Here is a 26950-nt window from a genome sequence, read left to right on the forward strand (position 1 = left end):
CCGCACCCGCCGAGTCCAACGTGCCGCTGCTGATGGGCCTGTTGGGCGTCTGGTACGGCAGTTTCCTGGGCGCGCAGTCGCACGCGGTGCTGCCGTACTCGCACTACCTGTCGAAGTTCACCGCGTACCTCCAGCAGCTGGACATGGAGTCCAACGGCAAGTCCGTCGACCGGGACGGGAACCCGGTGCAGTGGCAGACGGGGCCGGTGGTGTGGGGCACGCCGGGCACCAACGGGCAGCACGCCTACTACCAGTTGATCCACCAGGGCACCAAGCTGATCCCGGCGGACTTCATCGGCTTCGCGCGGCCCGTGGGCGAACTGAGCGACGGGCTGAAGGCCCAGCACGACCTGCTGATGGCCAACTTCTTCGCCCAGACCCAGGCGCTCGCCTTCGGCAAGACCCCGGACGAGGTACGCGCCGAGGGGGTGCCGGAGGAACTGGTGCCGCACAAGACGTTCCGCGGCGACCATCCGACGACGACGATCCTGGCCGCCGAGCTGACCCCCTCCGTCCTCGGCCAGCTGATCGCCCTCTACGAGCACAAGGTGTTCGTCCAGGGCGCGATCTGGAACATCGACTCGTTCGACCAGTGGGGTGTGGAGCTGGGCAAGGTGCTCGCCAAGCGGGTCGAGCCCGCGCTCACCGACGGCGCGGACGTGCCGGGCCTTGATGCGTCCACGGCCGCGCTGGTGGCTGCCTACCGGGAGTTGCGCGGGCGGGTGTGAACGTGCCGAAGGGGCGGCGGGAGGTTTTCGCCCCCGCCGCCCCTTCCCGTTCCCGTACCTGGGGGGCTGCCGCCCCCCAGACCCCCGGTTCGGCCTGGACGGCCTCGTCCTCAAGCGCCGGACGGGCTGGATCAGGCCGACGCCGGTGGGTAGAGGGATCTCGGCAGTTGTGATGCCGCCGCCGAGTCCAGGAGCCACAGGGTGCGGGCGCGGCCCCGGGCGCCCGCGGCGGGGGCCTGGATCTCGCCCGCGCCGGAGAGGGCCATCGCCACCGCGTTCGCCTTGTCCTCTCCGGCCGCGAGCAGCCACACCTCACGGGCGGCGCGGATCGCGGGCAGGGTCAGCGAGATGCGGATGGGCGGCGGCTTGGGGGAGCCGTGGACGCCGATCACCGTGCGCTCGGTCTCCCGGACGCCCGGGTGCTCCGGGAAGAGCGACGCCACATGGGTGTCCGGGCCGACGCCGAGGAGCAGGACGTCGAAGGACGGGACCGCGGCGTGGTTCTCCGGGACGGAGGCCGTGGCCAGTTCCTGGGCGTAGGCCGCCGCTGCCGCCTCCACGTCGGAGCCGTAGGGGCCGTCCGAGGCCGCCATCGCGTGCACCCGCTTCGGGTCCAGCGGCACCGCGTCGAGGAGCGCCTGGTGCGCCTGGGTGACGTTGCGCTCCGGGTCGCCCTCCGGCAGGAAGCGCTCGTCGCCCCACCACAGGTCGAGCCGGCCCCAGTCGATCGCGTCCCGGGCCGGGGAGCCGGCCAGCGCCGCGAGCAGGCCGTTGCCGTTGCGGCCGCCGGTGAGGACCACGGACGCGCTGCCCCGGGAGGCCTGCGCGTCCACGATCTTCGTGATCAGGCGGGCCGCCGCGGCCTCGGCCATCAGCTCCTTGTCACGGTGTACGACCAGCTGCGGGGTGTCGCTCATTTCGCCGCCGCCTTCCTCACCGGTGTCTTCTCCTGCGCCGCGTCCTTCGCGGGAGCCTTAGCGACCGTCCCGACGGGAGCGGCGACCGCGAGGGCGCCCTCGTCGGTCGGGGCTCCTTTGGCCGGCGCGTTCAGCCGGTCCACCCCGTACCGCAGCGCCGAGGCGTACGTGTCGTCCGGGTCCAGGCGGCGCAGCTCCTCCGCGATCAGCTCGGCCGTCTCACGGCGCTTGAGCGCGACCGCGCGGCCGGGCTGGCCCTGGATGGAGAGGTTCGCCAGCGAGCCGTCGGCCCGATCCAGCACGACCGGACCGCAGTCGGTGTCCATGCGGACCGCGGTCAGCCCCGGACCGTTCGACACCGTGCGCTGCACCGGCACGTCCAGCCGGTCGGCGAGCCACATGGCGAGCAGTTCGCAGCTCGGGTTGAACTCCTCGCCCTCCACCTCGACCGACTGCACCTCGCAGTCGACCTGGTCCAGGGCCGCCGCCAGCATCGAGCGCCACGGCGTGATGCGGGTCCACGACAGGTCGGTGTCGCCCGGCGCGTAGGCCTCCGCACGGGCCGCCAGCTCCCGTATCGGCTCCTCGCAGGCGTAGGTGTCGGTGACCCGGCGCTGGGCCAGGGCGCCCAGGGGGTCCTTCGCCGGGTCCAGCGGTGCGTTCACCGGCCACCAGACCACGACCGGCGCGTCCGGCAGCAGCAGCGGCAGGACCACCGACTGGGCGTGGTCGACGACGTCGCCGTACAGCCGCAGCACGATCGTCTCGCCGGTGCCCGCGTCGGCACCGAGGCGCACCTCGGCGTCCAGCCGGGACCGGGTGCGGTCCCGGGGCGAGCGCGAGACCCGCTTGATGACGACCAGCGTGCGCGAGGGGTGCTCGTGCGCGGCGTCGCTCGCGGCCTTCAGCGCGTCGTAGGCGTTCTCCTCGTCGGTGACGATGACCAGGGTGAGCACCATGCCGATCGCGGGCGTGCCGATGGCCCGACGGCCGAGCACCAGCGCCTTGTTGATCTTGCTGGCCGTGGTGTCCGTGAGGTCGGTCTTCATGGCCGGCGCCAGCTCCGTCCGTCTCGTTCCAGCATGTCGTCCGCCTCGACGGGCCCCCAGGTGCCGGCCGGGTACTGGGCCGGGGTGCCGTGCTCGTCCCAGTACTGCTCGATCGGGTCGAGGATCTTCCAGGACAGCTCGACCTCCTCGGTGCGCGGGAAGAGGTTGGCGTCGCCCAGCAGGACGTCCAGGATCAGGCGCTCGTACGCCTCGGGGCTGGACTCGGTGAAGGACTCGCCGTAGGCGAAGTCCATGGACACGTCCCGGATCTCCATCGAGGTGCCCGGCACCTTGGAGCCGAAGCGGACGGTGACGCCCTCGTCGGGCTGGACGCGGATGACGATCGCGTTCGAGCCCAGTTCCTCGGTGGCCGTCGTGTCGAAGGGGGAGTGCGGGGCCCGCTGGAAGACCACCGCGATCTCCGTGACCCGGCGGCCGAGCCGCTTGCCGGTGCGCAGGTAGAAGGGGACGCCCGCCCAGCGGCGGTTGTCGATGCCGACCTTGATCGCGGCGTAGGTGTCGGTCTTCGACTTGGGGTCGATTCCCTCCTCCTCCAGGTAGCCGACGGCCTTGGCGCCGCCCTGCCACCCGGCCGCGTACTGGCCGCGCACGGTGTCCCGGCCCAGGTCCCTGGGGAGCCGGACCGCGCCTAGCACCTTGGTCTTCTCCGCCGCCAGCGCGTCCGCGTCGAAGGAGGCGGGCTCCTCCATCGCGGTCAGGGCGAGCAGCTGGAGCAGGTGGTTCTGGATGACGTCGCGCGCCGCGCCGATGCCGTCGTAGTAGCCGGCCCGGCCGCCGATGCCGATGTCCTCGGCCATGGTGATCTGCACGTGGTCCACGTAGGACCGGTTCCAGATCGGCTCGAACATCGTGTTGGCGAAGCGCAGCGCCAGGATGTTCTGGACGGTCTCCTTGCCCAGGTAGTGGTCGATGCGGAAGACCTGGTCGGAGCCGAAGACCTCGTGGACGATCGCGTTCAGCTCCTCGGCCGACTCCAGGTCGTGGCCGAAGGGCTTCTCGATCACCGCCCGCCGCCAGGAGCCGTTCGTCTGGTCGGCGAGACCGTGCTTCTTGAGCTGCTGGATGACCACCGGGAAGGACTTCGGCGGCACCGACAGGTAGAAGGCGAAGTTGCCGCCCGTGCCCTGCGCCTTGTCCAGCTCCTCGATGGTGCCGCGCAGCCGCTCGAAGGCGTCGTCGTCGTCGAAGGTGCCCTGGACGAAGCGCATCCCCTGGATGAGCTGCTGCCAGACCTCCTCGCGGAACGGCGTGCGGGAGTGTTCCTTGACGGCGTCGTGCACGACCTGGGCGAAGTCCTCGTGCTCCCAGTCGCGGCGGGCGAACCCGACGAGCGAGAAGCCCGGCGGCAGCAGGCCCCGGTTGGCGAGGTCGTACACGGCGGGCATGAGCTTCTTGCGGGACAGATCGCCGGTGACGCCGAAAATGACCAGACCCGACGGCCCCGCGATGCGCGGGAGCCGTCGGTCTGCGGGGTCACGCAGCGGATTGCTGCTTGACAATTTTCAGCCCTTCGAGGGAGCGAGGCGCTTGAGCTCCGCCTCCGTGGACTTCAGCAGGTCGTTCCAGGACGCCTCGAACTTCTCGACGCCCTCGTCCTCCAGGAGCTGGACCACCTCGTCGTAGGAGATCCCGAGCTTCTCGACGGCGTCGAGGTCCGCGCGGGCCTGCTCGTACGACCCGGCGACGGCGTTGCCCTTGATCTCGCCGTGGTCCTCGGTGGCCAGCAGGGTGGCCTCCGGCATGGTGTTGACCGTGTTCGGCGCGACCAGGTCGGTGACGTACATGGTGTCGCTGTACGCCTTGTCCTTCACGCCGGTCGAGGCCCACAGCGGACGCTGCCTGTTGGCGCCGGCCTTCTCCAGGGCGGCCCAGCGGTCGGTGCCGAAGACCTCCTCGTACGCCTGGTAGGCCAGGCGCGCGTTGGCGACGGCGGCCTTGCCGCGCAGCGCCTTGGCCTCGTCGGTGCCCAGCGCGTCGATCCGCTTGTCGATCTCGGTGTCCACCCGGGACACGAAGAAGGACGCCACGGAGTGGATCTGGGAGAGGTCCAGGCCGCGCTCCTTGGCCTTCTCCAGGCCGGTCAGGAAGGCGTCCATGACCTTGCGGTAGCGCTCCAGCGAGAAGATCAGCGTGACGTTGACGCTGATGCCCAGGCCGATGGTCTCGGCGATGGCCGGCAGGCCCGCCTCGGTGGCCGGGATCTTGATGAAGGTGTTCGGCCGGTCCACCAGCCACGCCAGCTGCTTGGCCTCGGCCACCGTGGCGTGCGTGTTGTGCGCCAGGCGCGGGTCCACCTCGATGGAGACCCGGCCGTCCTTGCCGCCGGTGTTGTCGTAGACCGGGCGCAGGATGTCGGCGGCGTCGCGGACGTCCGCCGTGGTGATCATGCGGATGGCCTCTTCGACCGTGACCCCGCGCACCGCGAGGTCGGCGAGCTGCTGGTCGTAGCCGTCGCCCTGCGAGATCGCCTTCTGGAAGATCGACGGGTTGGTGGTGACGCCCACGACGTGCTGCTGGTCGATCAGCTCGGCGAGGTTGCCGGACGTGATCCGCTTGCGCGACAGGTCGTCCAGCCAGATCGCGACGCCTTCATCGGAGAGGCGCTTGAGTGCGTCTGTCATGGAAAATGCATCTCCTACGTGTCGTGTACGAGCGTCAGCGCTGGGCCGCGGCGAGGGATTCCCGCGCGGCGGAGGCCACGTTCTCGGCGGTGAAGCCGAACTCCTTGAAGAGCACCTTGGCGTCCGCCGAGGCGCCGAAGTGCTCCAGGGAGACGATGCGGCCGGCGTCCCCCACGTACTTGTGCCAGGTCAGGCCGATCCCGGCCTCGACCGCGACCCGGGCCTTCACGGACGGGGGCAGGACGCTGTCCCGGTACCCCTGGTCCTGCTGCTCGAACCACTCCACGGACGGCATGGACACCACACGGGTCGGCACACCGTCGGCCTGGAGCTGCTCGCGCGCCTCGACGGCCACGTGGATCTCGGAGCCGGTGGCGATCAGCACGACCTGCGGCTCGCCGCCCTCGGCCTCGAACAGCACGTAGCCGCCCCTGGCCGCGTCCTCGTTGGGCTCGTACGTCGGCACGCCCTGGCGGGTGAGCGCCAGACCGTGCGGCTGGCCCTTGCCGAACTCCTTGGTCCAGCGGCGCAGGATCTCCCGCCAGGCGATCGCCGTCTCGTTGGCGTCGGCCGGGCGGACCAGGTTCAGGCCCGGGATGGCGCGCAGCGAGGCCAGGTGCTCGACCGGCTGGTGGGTCGGGCCGTCCTCGCCCAGGCCGATGGAGTCGTGCGTCCACACGTACGTCACCGGCAGGTGCATCAGCGCGGACAGGCGGACGGCGTTGCGCATGTAGTCGGAGAAGACCAGGAACGTTCCGCCGTAGATGCGGGTGTTGCCGTGCAGCGCGATGCCGTTCATCTCCGCGGCCATCGCGTGCTCGCGGATGCCGAAGTGGATGGTACGGCCGTACGGGTCCGCCTCGGGGAGCGGGTTGCCCGCCGGGAGGAAGGACGACGTCTTGTCGATCGTGGTGTTGTTCGAGCCCGCGAGGTCGGCCGAGCCGCCCCACAGCTCCGGGATCACCGCGCCGAGCGCCTGGAGCACCTTGCCGGACGCGGCGCGGGTCGCCAGGCCCTTGCCCGCCTCGAAGACCGGGATCTTCTCCTCCCAGCCGGTGGGCAGCTCGCCCTTGGCGACGCGGTCGTACTCGGCGGCGCGCTCCGGGTTGTTGTCCCGCCACTGCTGGAAGGACTTCTCCCACACCGCGCGGGCCGCCTCGCCCTTCTCCAGCGCCTTGCGGGTGTGCGCGATGACCTCGTCGGAGACCTCGAAGGACTTCTCCGGGTCGAAGCCGAGCACCCGCTTGGTCGCCGCGACCTCGTCGTCGCCGAGCGCCGAGCCGTGCGCGGCCTCGGTGTTCTGCGCGTTCGGGGCGGGCCAGGCGATGATCGAGCGCATGGCGATGAAGGACGGCCGGTCGGTGACCTTCTTCGCCTCCTGGATCGCCTCGTAGATCGCGTTCGGGTCCAGGTCGCCGTCCGGCTTCGGGGCGACGCGCTGGACGTGCCAGCCGTACGCCTCGTACCGCTTGCAGGTGTCCTCGGAGACGGCGGTCTCGGTGTCGCCCTCGATGGAGATGTGGTTGTCGTCCCACAGGAGCACCAGGTTGCCGAGCTTCTGGTGGCCGGCCGTCGAGGACGCCTCGGCGGAGATGCCCTCCTGGAGGCAGCCGTCACCGGCGATGCAGTAGACGAAGTGGTCGAACGGGGACTCGCCCGCCGGGGCCTCCGGGTCGAACAGGCCGCGCTCGTAGCGGGCGGCCATCGCCATGCCCACGGCGTTGGCCACGCCCTGGCCCAGCGGGCCGGTGGTGGTCTCCACGCCCGTGGTGTGACCGTACTCCGGGTGGCCGGGGGTCTTCGAGCCCCAGGTGCGGAAGGACTCCAGGTCCGCCAGCTCCAGGCCGAAGCCGGCCAGGTACAGCTGGGTGTAGAGGGTCAGGGACGAGTGGCCCGCGGACAGCACGAAACGGTCGCGCCCGACCCAGTTCGCGTCGGCGGGGTCGTGCCGCATCACCTTCTGGAAGAGGGTGTAGGCGGCGGGCGCCAGGCTCATCGCCGTACCCGGATGGCCGTTGCCAACCTTCTGTACGGCATCGGCGGCCAGGACGCGGGCGGTGTCCACGGCCCGCTGGTCCAGTTCGGTCCACTCGAGGTCTGTGGTGGTCGGCTTGGTGCTCACCCTGAGTCAGGGCTCCTCTCCACATGTCGGTTGCCGGTGCACGAGTGCACGGGCTGCCGGCGCGTCCGTGAGTCGGCCGGCCATGGCCGAGCCTACCCCCGTAAGTACGTGCGTTTTTCCGCTGGAAACCAGACTGCCGGGACTCATCGGGATCCGCCTGTCGGCTGGGCGAAACCGCATTCGGCAAGTGAATACGGAGCCGCTCATCTGACCGCTCAATCGACTCGCCGAACGCACGTCGGAGCGCCCTCGCCAACACGAGCCCACCCCCGCGAAGGCCGAGGTATGGGCAACGTCTAAAGTGGCGTGGTACGCGCGAGCCTTTACCGCCACTTCACACGGGGAGGCTTGCTGGGATGTCTCTGTCAGGGGTGTGCGTGACGGCCGTTGAATCCCGTCCTGCGGGGGTAATCGGGACGAGCCAGGGCCCGAGTCACCGGCCGTTCGGGGCCCGTGTCAAGGCGTTCGTGGCGCTGACCAAGCCGCGGATCATCGAGCTTCTGCTGATCACCACCGTTCCGGTGATGTTCCTCGCCGAGCAGGGTGTTCCGGATCTGAAGCTGGTGCTGCTGACCTGTGTCGGCGGTTATCTGTCGGCCGGCGGCGCCAATGCGCTGAACATGTACATCGACCGCGACATCGACGCGTTGATGGACCGGACCTCGCAGCGGCCACTGGTGACCGGCATGGTCAGCCCGGTCGAATGCCTCGTCTTCGGCATCGCCCTGGCGATCGTCTCCACACTGCTGTTCGGGTTCACGGTCAACTGGCTGTCGGCCTGGCTCTCGCTCGGTGCGCTCCTCTTCTACGTCGTCGTCTACACGATGATCCTCAAGCGCCGCACCTCGCAGAACATCGTCTGGGGCGGGATCGCCGGCTGTCTGCCGGTGCTCATCGGCTGGTCGGCGGTGACCAACTCGATGTCCTGGGCGCCGGTCATCCTCTTCGGGGTGATGTTCTTCTGGACGCCGCCGCACTACTGGCCGCTGTCCATGAAGGTCAAGGAGGACTACGCGCGCGTCGGCGTGCCGATGCTCCCGGTGATCGCGTCCAACAAGGTGGTCGCCCGGCAGATCGTCATCTACAGCTGGGTGATGGTCGTCGTGTCGCTGCTGCTGACGCCGCTCGGCTACACCGGCTGGTTCTACACGGCGGTCGCCGTGGCGGCCGGCGGCATGTGGCTGTGGGAGGCGCACGGGCTGCAGAACCGCGCCAAGGCCGAGGTGACCGGCGGCAAGCTCAAGGAGATGCGGCTGTTCCACTGGTCGATCACCTATGTGTCGGTGCTGTTCCTGGCGATCGCGGTGGATCCCTTCCTGCGCTGAAACCTTCGGGAGACGGGCGGGGCGCGTGGTCAAGGCCACGCACCCCGCCCGTCGCCGTTTGATCTACCCGTCGGTAGCATCCTGGGCATGGCAGACACGCAGCAGGTGGACACGGAGCAGCCCGGCGCGAAGGGCGGCTGGGCCGACCGGTGGGCCGGGTACGAGGTGAACCGGATGGCCGGGCGGATCGGCGCCTTCGCCAAGGCCCACGGCGGCGCCGAGGCCCAGGTGGCCTACCTCGGCGAGCGCGGCGCCCGGATCGTGCTGGTCGGCGCGGACGGCGCCTGGGGCGACCTGGTCGCGCGCACCCACGCGAGCGCGCTGAAGGCCGTCGAGCAGTCCGGGATCACCGTCCACGAGGACTTCGACGGCGAGTTCGCCGCCAAGGTGACCACGGGCCGCTACGAGTGGTCCCGCATGGCCGGCATCCAGGTCGGCGGGCCGAGCAACACCTGAGACGGGGTTCACCCGTTAGGACCGTAGGAAGCCGCGAGGCGCACGGTCCCAGCACGGGGAGCCCGGATGATCGAAACGCCGTCCCTGGTGGACCAGTACTGCCACGGCGTCCTGCGAACGGAGCTGGGCCTCGGCACCTTCGAGGCCCAGCTGGCCCGCACCGAGGGCCCGCCCGCCCCGGGCACCACCCTCTTCGACACCCAGACCGGCTTCGCGGTACGCCGCTGGTGCCCGCCCCTGCTCGGCCTGGAACCGCACTGCCCGCCCGCCCGCTATCTGGCCCGGCGCCGCGAACTGGGCGTCATGGAGGCCGACCGCCGGCTGCTGCGCGGTAGCGGCATCACCACCTACCTGGTCGACGCCGGCCTGCCCGGCGACCTCACCGGTCCCTCCGAGATGGCCTCCGCCGCGGACGCCGACACCCGCGAGATCGTCCGCCTGGAACTGCTCGCCGAGCAGGTCGCCGACACCTCCGGCACCGTCGAGTCCTTCCTCGCCAACCTCGCCGAGGCCGTGCACGGCGCCGCCGCGAACGCCGTCGCCTTCACCTCCGTGGCCGGCGTACGGCACGGCCTGGCGCTCGCGCCGGAGCCGCCGGGCCCCGGTGAGGTGCGCGGGGCCGCCGCCCGCTGGCTCACCGGGCGCGAGGTCGGCGGGGAGCTGAGCGATCCGGTGCTGCTGCGCCACCTGCTGTGGATCGCCGTCGCCTCGGGTCTGCCGCTCCAGCTGCACGCGGGCCTCGGCGAACCGGGCCTGCGCATCGACCGCACCGACCCGGTGCTGCTCACCGACTTCGTGCGGGCCACCGCGGGGCTCGGCACCGACCTGGTCCTGCTGCACGGCTACCCCTACCACCGCCACGCCGCCCACCTGGCCGGGGTCTTCCCGCACGTCTACGCCGACTCGGGCGCCGCCCTGGTGCGCACCGGCGCGCGGGCCGCGACGGTCCTCGCGGAGATCCTGGAACTGGCCCCGTTCGGCAAGATCCTGTTCTCCAGCGGCGCCCAGGGCCTGCCCGAGCTGCACGTCGTCGCCGCCCGGCTGTTCCGCGAGGCGCTCGGCCGGGTGCTGGGCGCCTGGGTGGCCGAGGGGGCCTGGTCGCTCGGGGACGCGCAGCGGGTGGCGGGACTGATCGCCTCCGGGAACGCGGGGCGGGTGTACGGGCTGGAGTAGATCGCCGAGACTGGGTCCATGCCGCCGACCGATGCCCTGCTCGACCGCTTCCTCACCGGCCTGCTGCCCCTGGACCCCGTCGCCGTCTGGGCGCACGGTTCACTGGGCGCGGGCGACTACCAGGAGGGCCGCAGCGACCTCGACCTGATCGCACTCCTGCCCCGCCCGGCGACGGCCCGCACGGCCTGGCGCCTCGGACTGCTGCACGCCCGGCTGCGCGAGGAACCCCTGGCCGGGCTGCTGCACTGCACGTACCTGTCGCCCGACACGGTCGCCGACCCGGACCGCAGACACCTGACCTGGGCGCACGAACAGCTCTTCAAGCGTCCGGTCACCCCGGTCACCCGGCGTGAACTCCACAGCTTCGGCCGCGTCTTGCACGGCGAGCCGCCGGCGCGGCTGCTGCCGCCGGTGGCGGACCCGGAGCTGGCCGGGTACGTCGTCCGCGACCAGCGGGAGTTCTGGCGGCCGCACGTGCGCAGGGCGGAGCTGTGGCGGCAGGACGTCTGGGTCGACCTGGGCCTGCTCACCTTCGCCCGCGCCACCGTCACGCTGCGCGAGGGCCGCCTGATCACCAAGCGCGAGGCCCTGGACGAGCTGCCCGTCCTCGGCGCGCCCGGCGAGGTCGTCGAGGATGTCACCGAGCGGCGGTACGGGAAGGGCCCGCGCCCCGCGGCGACGGCGGAGTGGACCGCCCGCCGCGCCGAGCTGACCCGCAGCTACCTGGGGCCGGCCATCGACACGCTGGTGGCGTCGTACTCCTGAGCGGGCAGCCCGGACACCGTCTCCTCGGGCCGCTCGCGCAGCGCCAGCAGCACCCGCAGCACCGCGATCCACACCAGGCACGAGCCGAACATGTGCAGTCCGACGAGGACCTCGGGCAGGTCGGTGAAGTACTGGACGTAGCCCACCGCCCCCTGCGCCAGGAGCACCAGGAAGAGGTCGCGGGTGCGGGCCAGCGGGCCCTTGGGCGCGTCGACCGCCTTCAGCACGAACCACAGGGCGAACGTCAGCGTCACCACGATCCACGCCAGCACGGCGTGCGCCTTGGTCACCATCTCCCAGTCGACCGGCATCCGCGGGACGTCGCTGGAGTCGCCCGCGTGGGGTCCCGCGCCGGTCACCACGGTGCCGACCGCGATCAGCAGCACCGTGACGGCGGTCAGCACCCAGGTCAGCTGCTGGACCGCCTTGCCGACCAGAGGCCGCGGGGCCGCGTCGCCCTCCCGGGTGCGCTGCCACATCACGGTCGCCACGGCGATCAGGGCCGTGGACAGCAGGAAGTGGGACGCGACGGTGTACGGGTTGAGGCCGACCAGGACCACGATGCCGCCGAGGACGGCGTTGCCCATCACGATCCAGAACTGGAGCCAGCCCAGCCGGGTCACACTGCGCCGGTACGGCTGCTGCGAGCGGGCGGCGATGATCGCCCAGCCGACCGCGGCACACAGCACGTAGGTCAGCATGCGGTTGCCGAACTCGATGATGCCGTGGAAGCCCATCTCGCTCGTGGTGGTGAGCGAGTCGTCAGTGCACTTGGGCCAGGTCGGGCAGCCGAGGCCCGAGCCGGTGAGGCGTACGGCACCGCCGGTGACGACGATGACCACCGCCATGGCGAGCGCGGCGAGGGCCGCCCGCCGGACCGTCCTCGGGTTCGGGGTCCAGCGCGCGGCGATGAAGGCGAGCGGGTTGCGCACGGCGGCTGCGGCATCGGCGCGGGTCACGTTTGGCACGCCGTCCATCGTAGGGGGCCGCTTGTGCACGCTTTCACGAGGGTCGCTCCCGGACATGTGCCCCTACTCCCAGCGGAAGAACTTCCCGGCGGCCGCGAGCCCCACGACCGCCCACGCGGCGAGGATGCCCAGGTCGCCCCAGGGCATCGAGGCCCCGTGCTGGAGGACGTCCCGCAGTCCGTCGGACAGGGCGGAGATCGGCAGCAGCCCCAGCACGTCCTGGGCCGCGTCCGGGAACTTGTCCAGCGGCACGATCACCCCGCCGCCCACCAGGAGCAGCAGGAAGACCAGGTTGGCGGCGGCCAGCGTGGCCTCCGCCTTGAGCGTGCCCGCCATCAGCAGCCCGAGCCCGGAGAAGGCGGCGGTGCCGAGGACCAGGAGCGGCAGCACGGCCGCCGGGTTGCCCTGCGGCGACCAGCCCAGCGCGAAGGCGATCGCCGTGAGCAGCACGACCTGGAGCACCTCCGTGACCAGGACCGACGCCGTCTTCGCGGTCATCAGGGCCCAGCGCGGCAGGGGTGATGCCGCCAGCCGCTTCAGCACCCCGTACCGGCGCTCGAAACCGGTGGCGATGGCCTGCCCGGTGAACGCGGTCGACATCACGGCCAGCGCGAGGATGCCGGGGGCGAGGAAGTCGACCGCCTCCCCGGACCCGGTGTCGACGATGTCCACCGAGCTGAACAGGACGAGCAGCAGCGTCGGGATGATCACCGTCAGCAGCAGCTGCTCGCCGTTGCGCAGCAGCATCTTCGTCTCGAGCAGGGCCTGCGCCGTGATCATCCGGCCGAGCGGTGCGGCGCCGGGCCGGGGCGCGTACGCCCCAGCGGTCCCGGACGTCCCGGTGTCCCCCGGTGTCCCTGTGGTCGTGGTCACCCGCGCAGCTCCTTGCCCGTCAGCTCCAGAAAGACGTCCTCCAGTGTGTGCCGCTCCACCGAGATCCGGTCCGGCATCACCCCGTGCTGGGCGCACCAGGAGGTCACGGTCGCGAGCAGCTGCGGGTCCACCTTGCCGTTCACCCGGTAGGAGCCCGGGGTCAGCTCGGCGGCGGCGGAGTCCGGGGGCAGCGCCTTGAGCAGGGAGGCGATGTCCAGTCCCGGCCGGCCGGTGAACCGCAGGGTGTTCTCGGCGCCGCCGCGGCACAGCTGCTCGGGGGAGCCCTGGGCGACGACCCGGCCGGTGTCGACGATGGCCACGTCGTCGGCGAGCTGCTCGGCCTCGTCCATGTGGTGCGTGGTGAGGATCACCGAGACCCCGTCACCGCGCAGGTCCCGCACGAGGTCCCAGGTGGCGCGGCGGGCCTGCGGGTCGAGACCGGCGGTCGGCTCGTCCAGGAACACCAGCTCCGGGCGGCCGACCACGGCCATCGCGAGCGCGAGCCGCTGCTGCTGGCCGCCCGAGAGCCTGCGGTACGTGGTGCGGCCGCACGAGCCGAGGCCGAGCCGCTCGATCAGCGCGCCGACGTCCAGCGGGTGGGCGTGCAGCTTCGCGACGTGGCGCAGCATCTCGTCCGCGCGGGCCCCGGAGTAGACGCCGCCGGACTGGAGCATCACGCCGATCCGCGGGCGCAGCTCGGCGCCCTGGCGCACCGGGTCCAGGCCGAGGACACGCACCGTGCCGGAGTCGGGCTTCCGGTATCCCTCGCAGGTCTCGACCGTGGTCGTCTTGCCCGCCCCGTTGGGACCGAGCACGGCGGTGACGCCCGCCCGGGCCACCAGGTCGAGGCCGTCCACCGCGGTCTTCGTGCCGTACCGCTTCACCAGGGCCTGGACCTGGACCACGGGCTCGCTTCGCATGGGTCACGAGTCTAGGTAGGCGGACGACCTGCCGGGCGCGGGGGTGTGGAAAACCGTGGGTAACCTCCTCCGGTCCGGGACGGGGCTCACTCGCGGGGGCGGTGCAGCGGCAGCCACCGCTCGGCGTAGGCGACCGCGTCCGGCAGCGGGAACAGGCGTGCCTCGGCGGCGCTGACCCTGCCGCGCAGGACGGGGCGGTCCCGTTCGAAGTCGTGGCCCAGTTCGTCGAAGCGCTCGGAGGTGATCGACACCTCGGTCACCCGCTCCCACCCCACCGGCCCCGGGCGGCCCACCTCCACCAGCGGGGCGGGGATCCGGTACTCGGCGAGGTGGAAGGCGGTGCACGCGTCGTAGCCGGCGCCGAGCAGCAGGACCCGGGCGCCCAGCCGTTCCAGCGTGGCCAGCGGGCTGCGCTCGCCCAGCCGGCAGTCCCTCGCGTGGCCCGCGACCACCTCGGCGGCGCGGGCGCCGAGCGCGGCGAAGGAGGTCTGCGGATGGGCACTGCGCCGGGCGCCGGGCCAGGTGCGCACGGTCTCCGGGACCACCCCCACGCCGCGCGAGGGCGTGATCAGCGGGTCGTAGGCGGGCGTCGCCGCGCGGATCGCCTCCCACCACTCCTCGGGCACCGGCGGGCTCTTCCACAGGGCCGGGTCGGAGAGGTCGCCGGTCTGGGTCGGGACCACCAGGGTGCCGCTCGGACCGAGCACGTCGAGCAGCGCCTGGACGACCGCGACGGGACCTCCGCAGACCCAGCCGAGCGAGCTGAGGGAGGAGTGCACGAGCAGGGTGTCGCCGGTCCGCACACCCAGCTCGCGCAGCCCGGCGGCGAGCGTGCCGCGGGTGACGAGTGGGCCGGTCGGAGGGGGTGTGGGCATGCGGGGGAGTGTTCCGGAAGCCGGTCGCGGACGCCAGCGCATTGCCCCGCGGTTGATCGATCAAAGATCGTTTCCGCAGGTCACCTTAGGTATGCCTAAGTGACGCAGGGCACCGTCCGATGATCCCGACGCGGCTTGCCCGCCCCGAAGGAATTACGCAACAATGGCGTTGTGAAAAACGTCGGTGAGGCTCCGCAGGAGGAACTCGCGACCGGTGAGCGGTCCACCCGCAACCGGGTCGCGCGCTCCATCCTGGACCACGGGCCCTCGACCGTCGCCGAGCTCGCCGGACGCCTGGGCCTGACCCAGGCCGCCGTCCGGCGCCACCTCGACGCGCTCGTCGCCGACGACGTGGTCGAGCCCCGCGAGCAGCGGGTCTACGGCGCACGCACGCGCGGGCGGCCCGCCAAGGTCTTCGCGCTCACCGACTGCGGCCGGGACGCCTTCGACCAGTCGTACGACAAGCTGGCCGCCGACGCCCTGCGCTGGATCGCCGAGCAGGAGGGCGGGGAGCAGGCGATCGCCGCCTTCGCCCGCGCCCGGATCGCCGCCCAGTCGGGCGCCTACCGCGCGGCCGTCGAGTCCGCCCCCGCCGAGCAGCGCACCGAAGCGCTGGCCAAGGCCCTGAGCGCGGACGGGTACGCTGCTACCGCGCGGAGCGCACCCCATCCCCAGCAGGGCGAGCAGCTGTGCCAGCACCACTGCCCGGTCGCCCACGTCGCGGAGCAGTTCCCGCAGCTGTGCGAGGCGGAGACGGAATTTTTCGCCGAGCTGCTCGGTACGCATGTACAGCGTCTCGCGACCATCGCGCACGGCGACGGGGTCTGCACCACGTTCATTCCGAAGACTTCGAAGCCCCCCGAGACTTCCGAGACGGCTTCCAAGACGATTTCCACGACCCACAACGCATCCGCAAGCACGGCCGGGAGGAACCCCGCATGACTCTCCCCACGGAGACTGCTCACCCTGAGCTCGAGGGCCTGGGCAAGTACGAGTACGGCTGGGCCGACTCCGACACGGCCGGCGCCTCCGCCAGGCGCGGCATCGACGAGGACGTCGTCCGGGACATCTCCGCGAAGAAGAACGAGCCGGAGTGGATGACCAAGCTCCGCCTCAAGGGCCTGCGCCTCTTCGAGAAGAAGCCCATGCCGAACTGGGGCTCGGACCTGTCGGGGATCGACTTCGACAACATCAAGTACTTCGTGCGCTCCACGGAGAAGCAGGCGGAGTCCTGGGAGGACCTGCCCGAGGACATCAAGAACACGTACGACAAGCTCGGCATCCCCGAGGCGGAGAAGCAGCGCCTCGTCGCCGGTGTCGCGGCCCAGTACGAGTCGGAGGTCGTCTACCACCAGATCCGCGAGGACCTGGAGGAGCAGGGCGTCATCTTCCTGGACACCGACACGGCCCTGAAGGAGCACCCGGAGCTCTTCAAGGAGTACTTCGGCACCGTCATCCCCGTCGGTGACAACAAGTTCGCCTCGCTGAACAGCGCCGTGTGGTCCGGCGGCTCCTTCATCTACGTGCCGCCGGGCGTGCACGTCGAGATCCCGCTCCAGGCCTACTTCCGCATCAACACGGAGAACATGGGCCAGTTCGAGCGGACCCTGATCATCGTCGACGAGGGCGCCTACGTGCACTACGTCGAGGGCTGCACCGCGCCGATCTACAAGTCGGACTCGCTGCACTCCGCGGTCGTCGAGATCATCGTCAAGAAGAACGCCCGCTGCCGCTACACGACCATCCAGAACTGGTCGAACAACGTCTACAACCTGGTCACCAAGCGCGCCGTGGCGTACGAGGGCGCGACCATGGAGTGGATCGACGGCAACATCGGCTCCAAGGTGACGATGAAGTACCCGGCCGTCTACCTGATGGGCGAGCACGCCAAGGGCGAGACCCTGTCCATCGCCTTCGCGGGCGAGGGCCAGCACCAGGACGCCGGCTCCAAGATGGTCCACATGGCGCCGAACACCTCCTCCAACATCGTCTCGAAGTCCGTGGCGCGCGGCGGCGGCCGCACCTCCTACCGCGGCCTCGTCGAGATCGGCGAGGGCGCCCACGGCTCCAAGTCGAACGTGCTGTGCGACGCGCTGCTCGTCGACACCATCTCCCGCTCCGACACGTACCCCTACGTGGACGTCCGCGAGGACGACGTGTCCATGGGCCACGAGGCGACCGTCTCCAAGGTCTCCGAGGACCAGCTCTTCTACCTGATGAGCCGCGGTCTGAGCGAGTTCGAGGCGATGGCGATGATCGTGCGCGGCTTCGTCGAGCCGATCGCGAAGGAGCTGCCCATGGAGTACGCCCTCGAGCTCAACCGGCTGATCGAGCTGCAGATGGAGGGCGCGGTCGGCTGACCCCCGCCCCCGCAGCAGTCCCCAGATTCAGGAACGTAGGAAGAGAGCAGACCGACAGCCATGGCTGAGGCTCAGAACATCCCCGTGGGGTCCACCACCGCGGGCCAGATCGCGGTGGCCGCCGAGTCGACCGTCGCCACGCGCATGAGCGCACCCGCGTCCTTCGACGTGGCGGACTTCCCGGTCCCGCACGGCCGCGAGGAGGAATGGCGGTTCACCCCGCTGGACCGGCTGCGCGGGCTGCACGACGGCACCGCCGTCGCCACCGGTGACGGCGTGAAGGTCGACATCGACGCCCCGGAGGGCGTCGTCGTCGAGACCGTCGGCCGCGACGACGCGCGCATCGGCCGGGCCGGGACCCCCGTGGACCGGGTCGCCGCCCAGGCCTACTCGGCGTTCGAGAAGGCCGGCGTGATCACCGTCCCCAAGGAGACGGTCCTCACCGAGCCGATCCGCATCGTCGTGCACGGCGAGGGCGGCACCGCCTACGCCCACCAGGTCGTCGAGCTGGGCGCCTTCGCCGAGGCCGTGGTCGTCATCGACCACTCCGGCGACGCGGTGCTCGCCGCCAACGTCGACTACGTCCTGGGCGACGGCGCCAAGCTGACCGTCGTCTCCGTCCAGGACTGGGACGACAAGGCCGTGCACGTCGGCCAGCACAACGCGCTGGTCGGCCGCGACGCGACCTTCAAGTCCTTCGTGGTCACCTTCGGCGGCGACCTGGTCCGGCTGCACCCGCGCGTGGCCTACGCGGGCCCCGGCGGCGAGGCCGAGCTGTTCGGCCTGTACTTCACCGACGCGGGCCAGCACCAGGAGCACCGCCTCCTGGTCGACCACAACGTCCCGCACTGCAAGTCCAACGTCGTCTACAAGGGCGCGCTGCAGGGCGACGACGCGCACGCGGTCTGGATCGGCGACGTGCTCATCGAGGCCGCGGCCGAGGGCACCGACACCTACGAGATGAACCGCAACCTCGTCCTCACCGACGGCGCGCGGGTCGACTCGGTGCCGAACCTGGAGATCGAGACCGGCGAGATCGTCGGCGCCGGTCACGCCTCCGCGACCGGCCGCTTCGACGACGAGCAGCTCTTCTACCTGATGGCGCGCGGCATCCCCGAGATCGACGCCCGCCGCCTGGTGGTCCGCGGCTTCTTCGCCGAGCTGGTCCAGCAGATCGGCGTCGCCGACATCGAGGAGCGCCTCCTCGCCAAGATCGAAGAGGAGCTGGAGGCGTCGGTCGCATGACCTTCGTACGCGTCTGTGGAGCGGACGAGCTGGAGGAGGACACCCCCAAGCGGGTGGAACTCGACGGCACGCCGATCTCCGTCGTGCGCACCGAGGGCGAGGTCTTCGCGATCCACGACATCTGCTCGCACGCGAACGTCTCGCTGGCCGAGGGCGAGGTCGACGACTGCCACATCGAGTGCTGGCTGCACGGCTCGCGCTTCGACCTCCGGTCCGGCAAGCCCGACAGTCTTCCGGCGACGCGCCCCGTCCCCGTATACCCCGTAAAGATCGAAGGGGACGACGTGCTCGTCTCCCTCACCCAGGAGTCCTGAGGCACCCATGGCAACGCTTGAAATCCGAGACCTGCACGTCACCGTCGAGGCCGACAACGCCACGAAGGAGATCCTCAAGGGCGTCGACCTCACCGTGAAGCAGGGCGAGACGCACGCCATCATGGGCCCCAACGGCTCCGGCAAGTCGACCCTCGCCTACTCGCTGGCGGGTCACCCCAAGTACACGATCACCGGCGGCAGCGTCACCCTCGACGGCGAGGACGTCCTGGAGATGTCCGTCGACGAGCGCGCCCGCGCCGGCCTCTTCCTCGCCATGCAGTACCCGGTCGAGGTCCCCGGCGTCTCCGTCTCCAACTTCCTGCGCACCTCCGCCACCGCCGTCCGCGGCGAGGCCCCCAAGCTGCGCACCTGGGTGAAGGAGGTCAAGGAGGCCATGGAGCGCCTCAACATGGACCCCGCCTTCGCCGAGCGCAACGTCAACGAGGGCTTCTCCGGCGGTGAGAAGAAGCGCCACGAGATCCTCCAGCTGGAGCTGCTCAAGCCGAAGGTCGCGATCCTCGACGAGACCGACTCCGGCCTGGACGTCGACGCCCTGCGGGTGGTCTCCGAGGGCGTCAACCGGGTCCGCGAGACCGGCGAGGTCGGCACCCTGCTGATCACGCACTACACGCGCATCCTGCGCTACATCAAGCCCGACCACGTCCACGTCTTCGCCAACGGCCGCATCGCCGAGTCCGGCGGTCCCGAGCTGGCCGACAAGCTGGAGGCCGAGGGCTACGAGGCATACACGAAGGGCGGCGCATCCGAGTGACACAGCTGCCGGGCCTCCTCGACACCGAGGCGATCCGCAAGGACTTCCCGATCCTGGACCGAGTGCTCCACGACGGGCGGAAACTCGTCTACCTCGACAACGCCGCGACCTCGCAGACGCCGCGCCAGGTCATCGACGTGCTCGACGAGTACTACGAGCAGCACAACGCCAACGTCCACCGTGGTGTGCACGTCCTCGCCGAGGAGGCCACGGCGCTGTACGAGGGCGCGCGGGACAAGGTCGCGGAGTTCATCAACGCGCCCTCGCGCGACGAGGTGGTCTTCACCAAGAACGCCTCGGAGTCCCTCAACCTGGTCGCGAACATGCTGGGCTGGGCCGACGAGCCCTACCGCGTGGACCACGAGACCGAGATCGTCATCACGGAGATGGAGCACCACTCCAACATCGTGCCGTGGCAGCTGCTCGCGCAGCGCACCGGCGCGAAGCTCCGCTGGTTCGGTCTCACCGACGACGGCCGTCTGGACCTGTCCAACATCGACGAGATCATCACCGAGAAGACGAAGATCGTCTCCTTCGTGCTGGTCTCCAACATCCTGGGCACCCAGAACCCGGTCGAGGCGATCGTGCGCCGGGCCCAGGAGGTGGGCGCGCTGGTGTGCGTCGACGCCTCCCAGGCCGCGCCGCACATGCCGCTGGACGTGCAGGCCCTCCAGGCCGACTTCGTGGCCTTCACCGGCCACAAGATGTGCGGCCCGACCGGCATCGGCGTGCTGTGGGGCCGCCAGGAGCTGCTTGAGGACCTCCCGCCGTTCCTCGGCGGCGGCGAGATGATCGAGACCGTCTCGATGCACTCCTCCACCTACGCCCCGGCCCCGCACAAGTTCGAGGCGGGCACGCCCCCGATCGCCCAGGCGGTCGGACTCGGCGCGGCCATCGACTACCTGAACTCGATCGGCATGGACAAGATCCTCGCGCACGAGCACGCGCTGACCGAGTACGCGGTGGGGCGCCTGCTGGAGGTCCCCGACCTGCGCATCATCGGCCCCACCACGGCCGAGGAGCGCGGCGCGGCGATCTCCTTCACGCTGGGGGACATCCACCCGCACGACGTGGGCCAGGTCCTGGACGAACAGGGCATCGCGGTCCGGGTCGGCCACCACTGCGCCCGCCCCGTGTGCCTGCGCTACGGAATTCCTGCGACCACGCGAGCGTCGTTCTATCTGTACTCCACGCCGGCCGAGATCGACGCACTGGTCGACGGCCTGGAGCACGTACGGAACTTCTTCGGCTGACGGGACGAGCGACGAGCATGAAGCTGGACTCCATGTACCAGGAAGTCATCCTGGACCACTACAAGCACCCGCACGGGCGGGGCTTGCGGGATGGCGACGCCGAGGTCCACCACGTCAACCCCACCTGCGGGGACGAGATCACGCTCCGCGTGAAGTACGACGGCACCACGATCAGCGACGTCAGCTACGAGGGCCAGGGCTGTTCCATCAGCCAGGCGAGCGCCTCCGTGCTGAACGACCTGCTGGTCGGCAAGGACCTCGCCCAGGCGCAGCGGATCCAGGAGACCTTCCTGGAGCTGATGCAGTCCAAGGGCAGGATCGAGCCCGACGACGAGATGGAGGAGGTCCTGGAGGACGCGGTCGCGTTCGCCGGGGTCTCGAAGTACCCGGCCCGGGTCAAGTGCGCCCTGCTGAGCTGGATGGCCTGGAAGGACGCGACGGCCCAGGCGCTGGACGGCGCCGACGCCGAGAAGGAGACGACGGCATGAGCGAGACCCTGGAGATGAAGCCGGCCTCGGAGGAGGAACTCCGCGAGGCCCTGATGGACGTCGTGGACCCCGAGCTGGGCATCGACGTCGTCAACCTCGGCCTGATCTACGGCATCCACGTCGACGACGCGAACATCGCCACCGTCGACATGACCCTGACCTCGGCGGCCTGTCCGCTGACCGACGTGATCGAGGACCAGGCCAAGTCCGCCACGGACGGCCTGGTCAGCGAGCTGCGCATCAACTGGGTCTGGATGCCGCCGTGGGGCCCGGACAAGATCACGGACGACGGCCGCGAGCAGCTGCGCGCGCTCGGGTTCAACGTCTGAGCAACCTCCCCGCACGACGGGCTGAGAACGGCGGCACCTTCGGGTGTCGCCGTTTTCGTGTACCCGCCCGCCATCGTTATGTACGCTCGTACACATGGGATATCTGCTCCTGGCCGGAGCCATCGCCGCCGAGGTCGCCGGCACCACCGCCATGAAGTACAGCGAGGGATTCAGCAGGCTGGTGCCCTCACTCCTGACCGCCCTCGCCTACGTCCTGTCCTTCGCGCTGCTCGCCCAGACCCTGAAGATCCTCGCCGTCGGCACGGCGTACGCCATCTGGGCCGGGGTGGGCACGGCCGCCATCGCCACCATCGGCGTGGCCTTCATGGGCGAGGGGATGACCCTCACCAAGGCCGCCGGCATCGCGCTGATCATCGTCGGCGTCGTCGTCCTCAATCTGGGCGGGGCACACTGATGCCCCGGCGCCACGACCCGGAGCGCCGCCAGCGCATCATCGACGCGGCGATCAGGGTCGTCGGACAGAAGGGCATCGCCGGCCTCAGCCACCGCACGGTCGCCGCCGAGGCCGACGTGCCGCTCGGCTCCACCACGTACCACTTCGCGACCCTCGACGACCTCATGGTCGCCGCCCTGCGCCAGGCCAACGAGGGCTTCGCCCGGGTCGTCGCCGCCCACCCCGCCCTGTCCGACCCCGAGGCCGACCTGCCCGCCGAACTCGCCCGGGTCCTCGGCGAATGGCTGGGCGGCGACCGCACCGGCGTGGAGCTGGAGTACGAGCTGTACCTGGCCGCCCTGCGCCGCCCCGCGCTGCGTCCGGTCGCCGCCGAGTGGGCCGAGGGCGTGGGTGCCCTGCTCGCCGCCCGCACGGACCCGGTGACGGCCCGCGCCCTGGTCGCCGTCCTCGACGGCATCTGCCTCCAGGTCCTGCTGACGGACACGCCGTACGACGAGGAGTACGCGCGCGAGGTGCTGGCCAGGCTGGTCCCCGCGCCCGGCACCCGAGACGGACGCGGTCCCGGCTCGCTTCCACCGGCGGCGGCCGGTTAGGTTGCCCTCATGACCGACACGACTGCTCCCCGCTCCACCGGCGCCGTGGCCGCCGGCCTCGCCACGATCGCCGCCGACGGCACCGTCCTCGACACCTGGTTCCCGGCCCCCGAACTGACCGACGAGCCCGGTCCCTCCGGCACCGAGCGCCTCACCGCCGAACGGGCCGCCGAACTCCTGGGCGGCGGCGCCACCGCCGCGGTCGGTCCGGACGCCCGCCGCGGCGTCGAGGTGGTCGCGGTCCGCACGGTCATCTCCTCGCTGGACGAGAAGCCGCTCGACACGCACGACGTCTACCTGCGCCTGCACCTGCTCTCCCACCGCCTGGTGAAGCCGCACGGCCTGAGCCTGGAGGGCCAGTTCGCCTTCCTCGCCAACGTCGCCTGGACCTCGCTCGGCCCGGTCGCCGTGGACGACATCGAGAAGGTCCGCCTCAACGCCCGTGCCGAGGGCCTGCACCTCCAGGTCACCTCGATCGACAAGTTCCCCCGCATGACGGACTACGTCGTCCCCAAGGGCGTCCGCATCGCCGACGCCGACCGGGTCCGGCTCGGCGCGCACCTCTCCGCGGGCACCACGGTCATGCACGAGGGCTTCGTCAACTTCAACGCGGGCACGCTGGGCACCTCCATGGTCGAGGGCCGCATCTCCGCGGGCGTCGTCGTCGGCGACGGCTCCGACATCGGCGGCGGCGCCTCCACCATGGGCACCCTCTCCGGCGGCGGCAACGTCCGCATCACCATCGGCGAGCGCTGCCTGGTCGGCGCCGAGGCGGGCGTCGGCATCGCGCTGGGCGACGAGTGCGTGGTCGAGGCCGGCCTCTACGTCACCGCGGGCACCCGCGTCACGATGCCCGACGGCCAGGTCGTCAAGGCCCGCGAACTCTCCGGCGCCTCCAACATCCTCTTCCGCCGCAACTCGGTCACCGGCACGGTCGAGGCCCGCCCGAACAACGCGGTGTGGGGCGGCCTGAACGAGGTACTGCACAGCCACAACTGAGCCGCCGCGCAGTGTGTTTGCCGGGCGCCCTTTCCGTCTGGGGCGGGGAGGGCGCTCAGGTGTCGGCGGGGGTGGCCTGCTGCTGGCGGCGGCGGACGATCTCCGTGATCCAGGCGGGGGCGTAGGGGGAGGTGCAGCCCGGGGGAGTGGGGTAGTCCTTGAGGACCCCCAGGCGCTCGCCGACGGCGAGGGCGCGGGCGCGGTGTTCGGGGTGGTCGATGCCGATCTGGGCCAGGCAGTGGTTCATCGCCCACTGGAGGCGGTCCGGGGCGTCCTTCATCTCGGACTCGACGGTGTCCAGCAGGGCCGTGAGGTCGAGACCGGCCGGCTTCTTCGCGACGCGTTCGGTGGTGAGCGCCCAGCCGGCGCTCGCGACCACCGGGTCCGGGTCGGCCAGCCAGGCCAGGCGCAGCTGCTCGGCGTGCGGGTTCTTCTTGACGACGTAGTTCACCAGCCAGTCGTGCACCTTGGGGGTGCGGGCCTCGCGCAGCATGGTGTCCAGCTCGTCGCGGTCGTAGGACTTCGGGCGGCAGACCAGCAGGGCCAGCAGGCGTGCGGCGGTGTCGCCCGTGGCCCAGAGGCCGCGCGCGAGGTCGGGCTGCGTCTTCAGGCGCTTCGCGAGGGCGCGCAGCTTGGTGAGGTTCACACCGTGGTCGTCGCCGTGCTTCTCGTTGACCGCCCGGATCCGGGGGTCCTCCAGGCCGGCCAGCTCGGCCGTCACCTCGGCCACCGTCGGTCCGCTCGGCGTCCTGTCCGGCGTCTTCTCCGGCACTTCGGTCCCTCCTGTCGCCCCCTGTCGCCCCTGTCGGTCGTCCGCGGGAGTCCAGCCTACGGGGGCGGGGCTCACCGTTTCAGGGCCCGGTACCTCTTCAGCAGCGCGGACACGCGGGCCGGGTCGGCCGCTCCGTTCAGCTCGGTCAGGAGGTCGTCGGGGCACAGCTCGTAGAGGTCGCCCCACCAGCGGCGGCCCGTGTTGTCCCAGACCCGGTATCCGCCCGGGACGCCCCGGGCCACGTAGCGTCTTCTGCTCATCACGAGCAACGTACCGGCACATACGGATGACCGCCCGTGACTTTTCGGCGGCCGCCGCGGATGAAGGGGTGGACGCAGAGTCCGATCAGACGCCGATCCGAAGAGACGAGGACCTGGGATGACGCCTGAGATCACGCCCGAGACGCCGAACGAGCGGGTGCGGGCCGCAGCGCGCCGCCTGCTGGCCGGTGCGGGGGCCGCGGTGCTGGTGTGCTGCGGGTCGGTGTGGGCCGCGGGGGCCGCGCATGCCGACGAGACGACGACCGGCTCGCACAACGGGCCCCGCGTGGGCCTCCTCAACGTCCACGTCGGGCAGATCGACGACCCCGCGGAGGACGTACTGGAACACACCCTGCTGTTCGGCGACGGCTACTCCTGGGACTGACCGGCGAGGGCGGCCAGTTCCTCGTAGGCCGCCAGCAGGCCGGTCGTGGTCTCCCGGTCCGCGGGCCGCAGCGGCCCGCGGACCGGGCCCGCCGGCAGGCCCAGCGCGCCGAGCAGGGCCTTCGCGGTGACCGTGCCGGGCAGGCCGGCCACCGTCATCGACTCGACGAGCGGGAGTGCGCGGCGCTGGAGCACGGCGGCCCGCCCGGTGTCGCCCGCGTCGAAGGCGCCGAGTACGGACGGGAACAGGCCCGGCACCACGTTCGCCACGGTGCTGACACAGCCCGCCGCCCCCAGCGCGTACAGGGCGAGGACCTGCTCGTCGCAGCCCGCGTAGTACGCCAAGTCCGTGCGGGACAGCACCTTCTGGGTGCCGAGGAGGTCGTACGAGCAGTCCTTGACGGCGACGATCCGGGGGTGCTCGGCCAGGCGGACGAGGGTGTCGGGTTCGATGCGGGTGCCGGTGCGGCCCGGGATGTCGTAGAGCATCACGGGCAGACCGCTCGCGTCGGCGACCTCGCGGAAGTGCGCCTCCAGGGCGTCCTGCGGCGGCCTGCTGTAGTACGGCGCGACCACCAGCACTCCGTCAGCGCCGGCCTTCTCGGCGGCCAGGGCCAGTTCGACGGTGTGCCGGGTGTCCGCGGTGCCGACCCCGGCGACGAGTGCCGCGCGGTCCCCGACCGCCTCCCGGACCGCCGTCACCAGCGCCGCCTTCTCGGCATCCGTGGTGGTCGACGACTCGCCCGTGGTGCCGGAGAGCACCAGGCCGTCGCAGCCCCGCGAGACCAGGTGCTCGGCGAGCCGGCGTGCGCCTTCGAGGTCGAGTGCGCCGGACGCGGTGAAGGGCGTGACCATGGCGCACAGGGCGCGGCCGAAGGGAGCGGCGGGACGGGCGTCGTCTGTCGTCATGGGAGTAGTGTCGGCGGGCCGACCTTGTAGCTCCACTTAATTCTTCTACGAGGTGCGTGGAAGTGATGCTTCAGGGTGGCGGGTGGCCGGGGCCCGTTGCGGCGGCGGGCGAGGGCAGGGGTAGTGCCGCTCGGCCCGGGGTACCCGGGGTGCTCCGGACCGAGAGGAGGCGGGAACACCGTGACCGGAACCATGCACACCAGGCCGGTGCGCGACGAGCAGCACTCCGTGGGCGAACTCGTCGGACAGGCCACCGAACAGCTCTCCCGGCTCGTGCGCCAGGAAGTGGCCCTCGCCAAGATGGAACTGGCCGAGAAGGGCAAGCGGGCCGGGCGCGGCGGCGGAATGCTCGGTGCCGCGGGCGCCATCGCGTACGTGGGCCTGTTCGCCCTGGCCGGTACGGCCGCCGCCGCGCTCTCGCTGGTCCTGCCCGTCTGGGCCGCGGCGCTCATCGTGACGGCGGCGCTCTTCGTCATCGCCGGGGTACTGGCCATGACCGGTCGCGCCCAGCTCCGCCGGGCCGTGCCGCCCAAGCCCGAGGAGACCCTCGGCAGTGTCAGGGCCGACGTCGACCAGATCAGGGAAAGGGCACATCGATGACCGACGCGACGAGCCGGGACGGTTCGAGGAGCGGCTCCACCGCACAGCCGGTCGGCGGGGCGAAGGGCCCCGACGAGCTGCGGCGGCAGATCGAAGAGACCCGTGGCCAGCTCGGCGACACCGTGGAGGAGCTGGCGGGCAAGGCCGACGTGAAGGGCCGCGCCAAGGCCCGGGCCGCCGACCTGAAGGACAAGGCGGGCGCCATGAGCGTGCAACTGCGCAGTTCCGCCGCGCACGCCGGGCACACCGTGCAGGACAAGGCCGGGCGGGCCGGGCACAGCGTGCAGGACAAGGCGGGCCGCGCCGGGCACGGCGCGCACGACACGGCGGGCCGGGCCGGGTTCGGACATCCCCGCGCCGTGCTGGCCGCCGGTGTGGCGGTGGGCGCGGTGGCACGCCGGAAGCTGTCGGGTATTGAGCCTAGCGTCCGCTGGATGAGCGAGT

At 71.2% G+C, this 26950-nt stretch carries 31 protein-coding genes; 19 read left to right on the forward strand and 12 right to left on the reverse strand.

Annotation, left to right across the window (positions count from 1 at the left end; all coding sequences use genetic code 11):
* On the forward strand, window positions 1-728 hold a 728-nt coding region (locus K7854_RS33750), incomplete at its 5' end, for a phosphoglucose isomerase-related protein (RefSeq protein ID WP_505016455.1).
* A gap of 131 nt (window positions 729-859) precedes the next feature.
* On the opposite strand, the gene pgl is transcribed toward K7854_RS33750, so the two are convergent.
* The 5 genes from pgl to tkt are packed head-to-tail and all read right to left on the reverse strand — an operon-like array spanning window position 860 to window position 7458.
* Window positions 860-1645: a 6-phosphogluconolactonase gene (gene pgl / locus K7854_RS33755; protein ID WP_226030367.1), complete on the reverse strand. Its 786-nt coding sequence runs from the start codon at window positions 1643-1645 to the stop codon at window positions 860-862.
* On the reverse strand, window positions 1642-2694 hold the full coding sequence (gene opcA / locus K7854_RS33760) for a glucose-6-phosphate dehydrogenase assembly protein OpcA (RefSeq protein WP_226030368.1): 1053 nt from the start codon (window positions 2692-2694) through the stop codon (window positions 1642-1644). The genes pgl and opcA overlap by 4 nt, the downstream gene beginning before the upstream one ends.
* A complete protein-coding gene (zwf, locus tag K7854_RS33765) occupies window positions 2691-4214 on the reverse strand; it encodes a glucose-6-phosphate dehydrogenase (RefSeq protein WP_226030369.1) in 1524 nt (507 codons plus the stop codon). The genes opcA and zwf overlap by 4 nt, the downstream gene beginning before the upstream one ends.
* A gap of 3 nt (window positions 4215-4217) precedes the next feature.
* Window positions 4218-5336 (reverse strand): transaldolase, encoded by a 1119-nt coding sequence (tal, locus tag K7854_RS33770; protein ID WP_226030370.1) that lies wholly within the window; start codon window positions 5334-5336, stop codon window positions 4218-4220.
* A gap of 34 nt (window positions 5337-5370) precedes the next feature.
* A complete protein-coding gene (gene tkt, locus K7854_RS33775; protein ID WP_226030371.1) occupies window positions 5371-7458 on the reverse strand; it encodes a transketolase in 2088 nt (695 codons plus the stop codon).
* A 356-nt stretch (window positions 7459-7814) separates the two neighbouring features.
* On the opposite strand from tkt, the gene K7854_RS33780 reads away from it, so the two are divergent.
* The 4 genes from K7854_RS33780 (at window position 7815) to K7854_RS33795 (ending at window position 11177) form a co-directional block, all read left to right on the forward strand.
* Window positions 7815-8783, forward strand: coding sequence for a heme o synthase (locus K7854_RS33780; protein ID WP_264088069.1), 969 nt, complete (start codon window positions 7815-7817; stop codon window positions 8781-8783).
* An 87-nt stretch (window positions 8784-8870) separates the two neighbouring features.
* Entirely contained in the window at window positions 8871-9239 is a 369-nt protein-coding gene (locus K7854_RS33785; protein WP_226030372.1) for a hypothetical protein, read from the forward strand.
* Between the two features lie 66 nt (window positions 9240-9305).
* Window positions 9306-10412 (forward strand): amidohydrolase family protein, encoded by a 1107-nt coding sequence (locus K7854_RS33790; RefSeq protein ID WP_226030373.1) that lies wholly within the window; start codon window positions 9306-9308, stop codon window positions 10410-10412.
* A gap of 18 nt (window positions 10413-10430) precedes the next feature.
* Complete coding sequence (locus K7854_RS33795; RefSeq protein WP_226030374.1) at window positions 10431-11177, forward strand: nucleotidyltransferase domain-containing protein; 747 nt, start codon at window positions 10431-10433, stop codon at window positions 11175-11177.
* On the opposite strand, the gene K7854_RS33800 is transcribed toward K7854_RS33795, so the two are convergent.
* From K7854_RS33800 to K7854_RS33815, 4 genes are all read right to left on the reverse strand, one after another.
* A complete protein-coding gene (locus K7854_RS33800; RefSeq protein ID WP_226030375.1) occupies window positions 11132-12154 on the reverse strand; it encodes a COX15/CtaA family protein in 1023 nt (340 codons plus the stop codon). The two genes, K7854_RS33795 and K7854_RS33800, sit on opposite strands and share 46 nt — an antisense overlap.
* A gap of 54 nt (window positions 12155-12208) precedes the next feature.
* Window positions 12209-13018 carry an ABC transporter permease gene (locus K7854_RS33805; RefSeq protein WP_226030376.1) on the reverse strand — a complete coding sequence of 270 codons (810 nt, stop codon included), beginning with the start codon at window positions 13016-13018 and terminating at the stop codon, window positions 12209-12211.
* Window positions 13015-13938, reverse strand: a complete 924-nt coding sequence (locus K7854_RS33810) for an ABC transporter ATP-binding protein (RefSeq protein WP_226030377.1) — start codon at window positions 13936-13938, stop codon at window positions 13015-13017. The genes K7854_RS33805 and K7854_RS33810 overlap by 4 nt, the downstream gene beginning before the upstream one ends.
* An 86-nt stretch (window positions 13939-14024) precedes the next feature.
* Window positions 14025-14813: an AAC(3) family N-acetyltransferase gene (locus K7854_RS33815; RefSeq protein ID WP_226030378.1), complete on the reverse strand. Its 789-nt coding sequence runs from the start codon at window positions 14811-14813 to the stop codon at window positions 14025-14027.
* Between the two features lie 171 nt (window positions 14814-14984).
* Here K7854_RS33815 and K7854_RS33820 point away from each other — a divergent pair, with 171 nt between their 5' ends.
* The 11 genes from K7854_RS33820 (at window position 14985) to dapD (ending at window position 23581) form a co-directional block, all read left to right on the forward strand.
* Window positions 14985-15755: a helix-turn-helix transcriptional regulator gene (locus K7854_RS33820; protein WP_226030379.1), complete on the forward strand. Its 771-nt coding sequence runs from the start codon at window positions 14985-14987 to the stop codon at window positions 15753-15755.
* Window positions 15752-17173, forward strand: a complete 1422-nt coding sequence (gene sufB, locus K7854_RS33825; protein ID WP_226030380.1) for a Fe-S cluster assembly protein SufB — start codon at window positions 15752-15754, stop codon at window positions 17171-17173. The genes K7854_RS33820 and sufB overlap by 4 nt, the downstream gene beginning before the upstream one ends.
* A gap of 60 nt (window positions 17174-17233) precedes the next feature.
* On the forward strand, window positions 17234-18418 hold the full coding sequence (gene sufD, locus K7854_RS33830) for a Fe-S cluster assembly protein SufD (RefSeq protein WP_226030381.1): 1185 nt from the start codon (window positions 17234-17236) through the stop codon (window positions 18416-18418).
* Window positions 18415-18732: a non-heme iron oxygenase ferredoxin subunit gene (locus K7854_RS33835; RefSeq protein WP_019329250.1), complete on the forward strand. Its 318-nt coding sequence runs from the start codon at window positions 18415-18417 to the stop codon at window positions 18730-18732. The genes sufD and K7854_RS33835 overlap by 4 nt, the downstream gene beginning before the upstream one ends.
* A 7-nt stretch (window positions 18733-18739) precedes the next feature.
* Window positions 18740-19504, forward strand: coding sequence for a Fe-S cluster assembly ATPase SufC (gene sufC, locus K7854_RS33840; RefSeq protein WP_226030382.1), 765 nt, complete (start codon window positions 18740-18742; stop codon window positions 19502-19504).
* Window positions 19501-20757 carry a cysteine desulfurase gene (locus tag K7854_RS33845; RefSeq protein ID WP_226030383.1) on the forward strand — a complete coding sequence of 419 codons (1257 nt, stop codon included), beginning with the start codon at window positions 19501-19503 and terminating at the stop codon, window positions 20755-20757. The genes sufC and K7854_RS33845 overlap by 4 nt, the downstream gene beginning before the upstream one ends.
* A gap of 17 nt (window positions 20758-20774) precedes the next feature.
* A complete protein-coding gene (sufU, locus tag K7854_RS33850; protein ID WP_114531885.1) occupies window positions 20775-21245 on the forward strand; it encodes a Fe-S cluster assembly sulfur transfer protein SufU in 471 nt (156 codons plus the stop codon).
* Window positions 21242-21574: a metal-sulfur cluster assembly factor gene (locus K7854_RS33855; protein WP_003976900.1), complete on the forward strand. Its 333-nt coding sequence runs from the start codon at window positions 21242-21244 to the stop codon at window positions 21572-21574. Before sufU ends, K7854_RS33855 begins: the two co-directional genes overlap by 4 nt.
* Before the next feature lie 94 nt (window positions 21575-21668).
* Window positions 21669-21989: a DMT family transporter gene (locus tag K7854_RS33860; RefSeq protein ID WP_030403777.1), complete on the forward strand. Its 321-nt coding sequence runs from the start codon at window positions 21669-21671 to the stop codon at window positions 21987-21989.
* On the forward strand, window positions 21989-22582 hold the full coding sequence (locus K7854_RS33865) for a TetR/AcrR family transcriptional regulator (protein ID WP_226030384.1): 594 nt from the start codon (window positions 21989-21991) through the stop codon (window positions 22580-22582). The genes K7854_RS33860 and K7854_RS33865 overlap by 1 nt, the downstream gene beginning before the upstream one ends.
* A gap of 9 nt (window positions 22583-22591) precedes the next feature.
* The gene (gene dapD / locus K7854_RS33870) at window positions 22592-23581 is read left to right on the forward strand and encodes a 2,3,4,5-tetrahydropyridine-2,6-dicarboxylate N-succinyltransferase (protein WP_226030385.1); all 990 of its coding nucleotides are present in this window, start codon (window positions 22592-22594) and stop codon (window positions 23579-23581) included.
* Window positions 23582-23636: 55 nt separating this feature from the next.
* Here dapD and K7854_RS33875 read toward each other — a convergent pair whose 3' ends face one another.
* Together K7854_RS33875 and K7854_RS33880 are read right to left on the reverse strand one after the other, a co-directional pair.
* A complete protein-coding gene (locus K7854_RS33875) occupies window positions 23637-24353 on the reverse strand; it encodes a DNA alkylation repair protein (protein WP_226030386.1) in 717 nt (238 codons plus the stop codon).
* 71 nt (window positions 24354-24424) lie between these two features.
* Window positions 24425-24613, reverse strand: coding sequence for a hypothetical protein (locus K7854_RS33880; RefSeq protein ID WP_226030387.1), 189 nt, complete (start codon window positions 24611-24613; stop codon window positions 24425-24427).
* A gap of 118 nt (window positions 24614-24731) precedes the next feature.
* Between K7854_RS33880 and K7854_RS33885 the strand changes: the two genes are divergently transcribed.
* Window positions 24732-24998, forward strand: a complete 267-nt coding sequence (locus tag K7854_RS33885) for a hypothetical protein (protein WP_226030388.1) — start codon at window positions 24732-24734, stop codon at window positions 24996-24998.
* On the opposite strand, the gene dapA is transcribed toward K7854_RS33885, so the two are convergent.
* Window positions 24983-25906 carry a 4-hydroxy-tetrahydrodipicolinate synthase gene (gene dapA / locus K7854_RS33890; RefSeq protein ID WP_226030389.1) on the reverse strand — a complete coding sequence of 308 codons (924 nt, stop codon included), beginning with the start codon at window positions 25904-25906 and terminating at the stop codon, window positions 24983-24985. The genes K7854_RS33885 and dapA overlap by 16 nt on opposite strands.
* Before the next feature lie 180 nt (window positions 25907-26086).
* On the opposite strand from dapA, the gene K7854_RS33895 reads away from it, so the two are divergent.
* Both K7854_RS33895 and K7854_RS33900 read left to right on the forward strand, forming a co-directional pair.
* A complete protein-coding gene (locus K7854_RS33895) occupies window positions 26087-26506 on the forward strand; it encodes a phage holin family protein (protein ID WP_226030390.1) in 420 nt (139 codons plus the stop codon).
* On the forward strand, window positions 26503-26950 hold a 448-nt coding region (locus K7854_RS33900), incomplete at its 3' end, for a DUF3618 domain-containing protein (RefSeq protein ID WP_226030391.1). The genes K7854_RS33895 and K7854_RS33900, both read left to right, overlap by 4 nt.

Source organism: Streptomyces hyderabadensis (assembly GCF_020404845.1).
Lineage (GTDB): Bacteria > Actinomycetota > Actinomycetes > Streptomycetales > Streptomycetaceae > Streptomyces > Streptomyces hyderabadensis.

Bases quoted from the DNA above. Each gene is read 5' to 3' on its own strand.
- pgl (WP_226030367.1), bottom strand. From the start codon at position 1,645: ATGAGCGACACCCCGCAGCTGGTCGTACACCGTGACAAGGAGCTGATG.
- opcA (WP_226030368.1), bottom strand. From the start codon at position 2,694: ATGAAGACCGACCTCACGGACACCACGGCCAGCAAGATCAACAAGGCG.
- tal (WP_226030370.1), bottom strand. From the start codon at position 5,336: ATGACAGACGCACTCAAGCGCCTCTCCGATGAAGGCGTCGCGATCTGG.
- K7854_RS33780 (WP_264088069.1), top strand. From the start codon at position 7,815: ATGTCTCTGTCAGGGGTGTGCGTGACGGCCGTTGAATCCCGTCCTGCG.
- K7854_RS33785 (WP_226030372.1), top strand. From the start codon at position 8,871: ATGGCAGACACGCAGCAGGTGGACACGGAGCAGCCCGGCGCGAAGGGC.
- K7854_RS33790 (WP_226030373.1), top strand. From the start codon at position 9,306: ATGATCGAAACGCCGTCCCTGGTGGACCAGTACTGCCACGGCGTCCTG.
- K7854_RS33795 (WP_226030374.1), top strand. From the start codon at position 10,431: ATGCCGCCGACCGATGCCCTGCTCGACCGCTTCCTCACCGGCCTGCTG.
- K7854_RS33800 (WP_226030375.1), bottom strand. From the start codon at position 12,154: ATGGACGGCGTGCCAAACGTGACCCGCGCCGATGCCGCAGCCGCCGTG.
- K7854_RS33810 (WP_226030377.1), bottom strand. From the start codon at position 13,938: ATGCGAAGCGAGCCCGTGGTCCAGGTCCAGGCCCTGGTGAAGCGGTAC.
- K7854_RS33815 (WP_226030378.1), bottom strand. From the start codon at position 14,813: ATGCCCACACCCCCTCCGACCGGCCCACTCGTCACCCGCGGCACGCTC.
- sufB (WP_226030380.1), top strand. From the start codon at position 15,752: ATGACTCTCCCCACGGAGACTGCTCACCCTGAGCTCGAGGGCCTGGGC.
- sufD (WP_226030381.1), top strand. From the start codon at position 17,234: ATGGCTGAGGCTCAGAACATCCCCGTGGGGTCCACCACCGCGGGCCAG.
- K7854_RS33835 (WP_019329250.1), top strand. From the start codon at position 18,415: ATGACCTTCGTACGCGTCTGTGGAGCGGACGAGCTGGAGGAGGACACC.
- sufC (WP_226030382.1), top strand. From the start codon at position 18,740: ATGGCAACGCTTGAAATCCGAGACCTGCACGTCACCGTCGAGGCCGAC.
- sufU (WP_114531885.1), top strand. From the start codon at position 20,775: ATGAAGCTGGACTCCATGTACCAGGAAGTCATCCTGGACCACTACAAG.
- K7854_RS33855 (WP_003976900.1), top strand. From the start codon at position 21,242: ATGAGCGAGACCCTGGAGATGAAGCCGGCCTCGGAGGAGGAACTCCGC.
- K7854_RS33860 (WP_030403777.1), top strand. From the start codon at position 21,669: ATGGGATATCTGCTCCTGGCCGGAGCCATCGCCGCCGAGGTCGCCGGC.
- K7854_RS33865 (WP_226030384.1), top strand. From the start codon at position 21,989: ATGCCCCGGCGCCACGACCCGGAGCGCCGCCAGCGCATCATCGACGCG.
- dapD (WP_226030385.1), top strand. From the start codon at position 22,592: ATGACCGACACGACTGCTCCCCGCTCCACCGGCGCCGTGGCCGCCGGC.
- K7854_RS33880 (WP_226030387.1), bottom strand. From the start codon at position 24,613: ATGAGCAGAAGACGCTACGTGGCCCGGGGCGTCCCGGGCGGATACCGG.
- K7854_RS33885 (WP_226030388.1), top strand. From the start codon at position 24,732: ATGACGCCTGAGATCACGCCCGAGACGCCGAACGAGCGGGTGCGGGCC.
- dapA (WP_226030389.1), bottom strand. From the start codon at position 25,906: ATGACGACAGACGACGCCCGTCCCGCCGCTCCCTTCGGCCGCGCCCTG.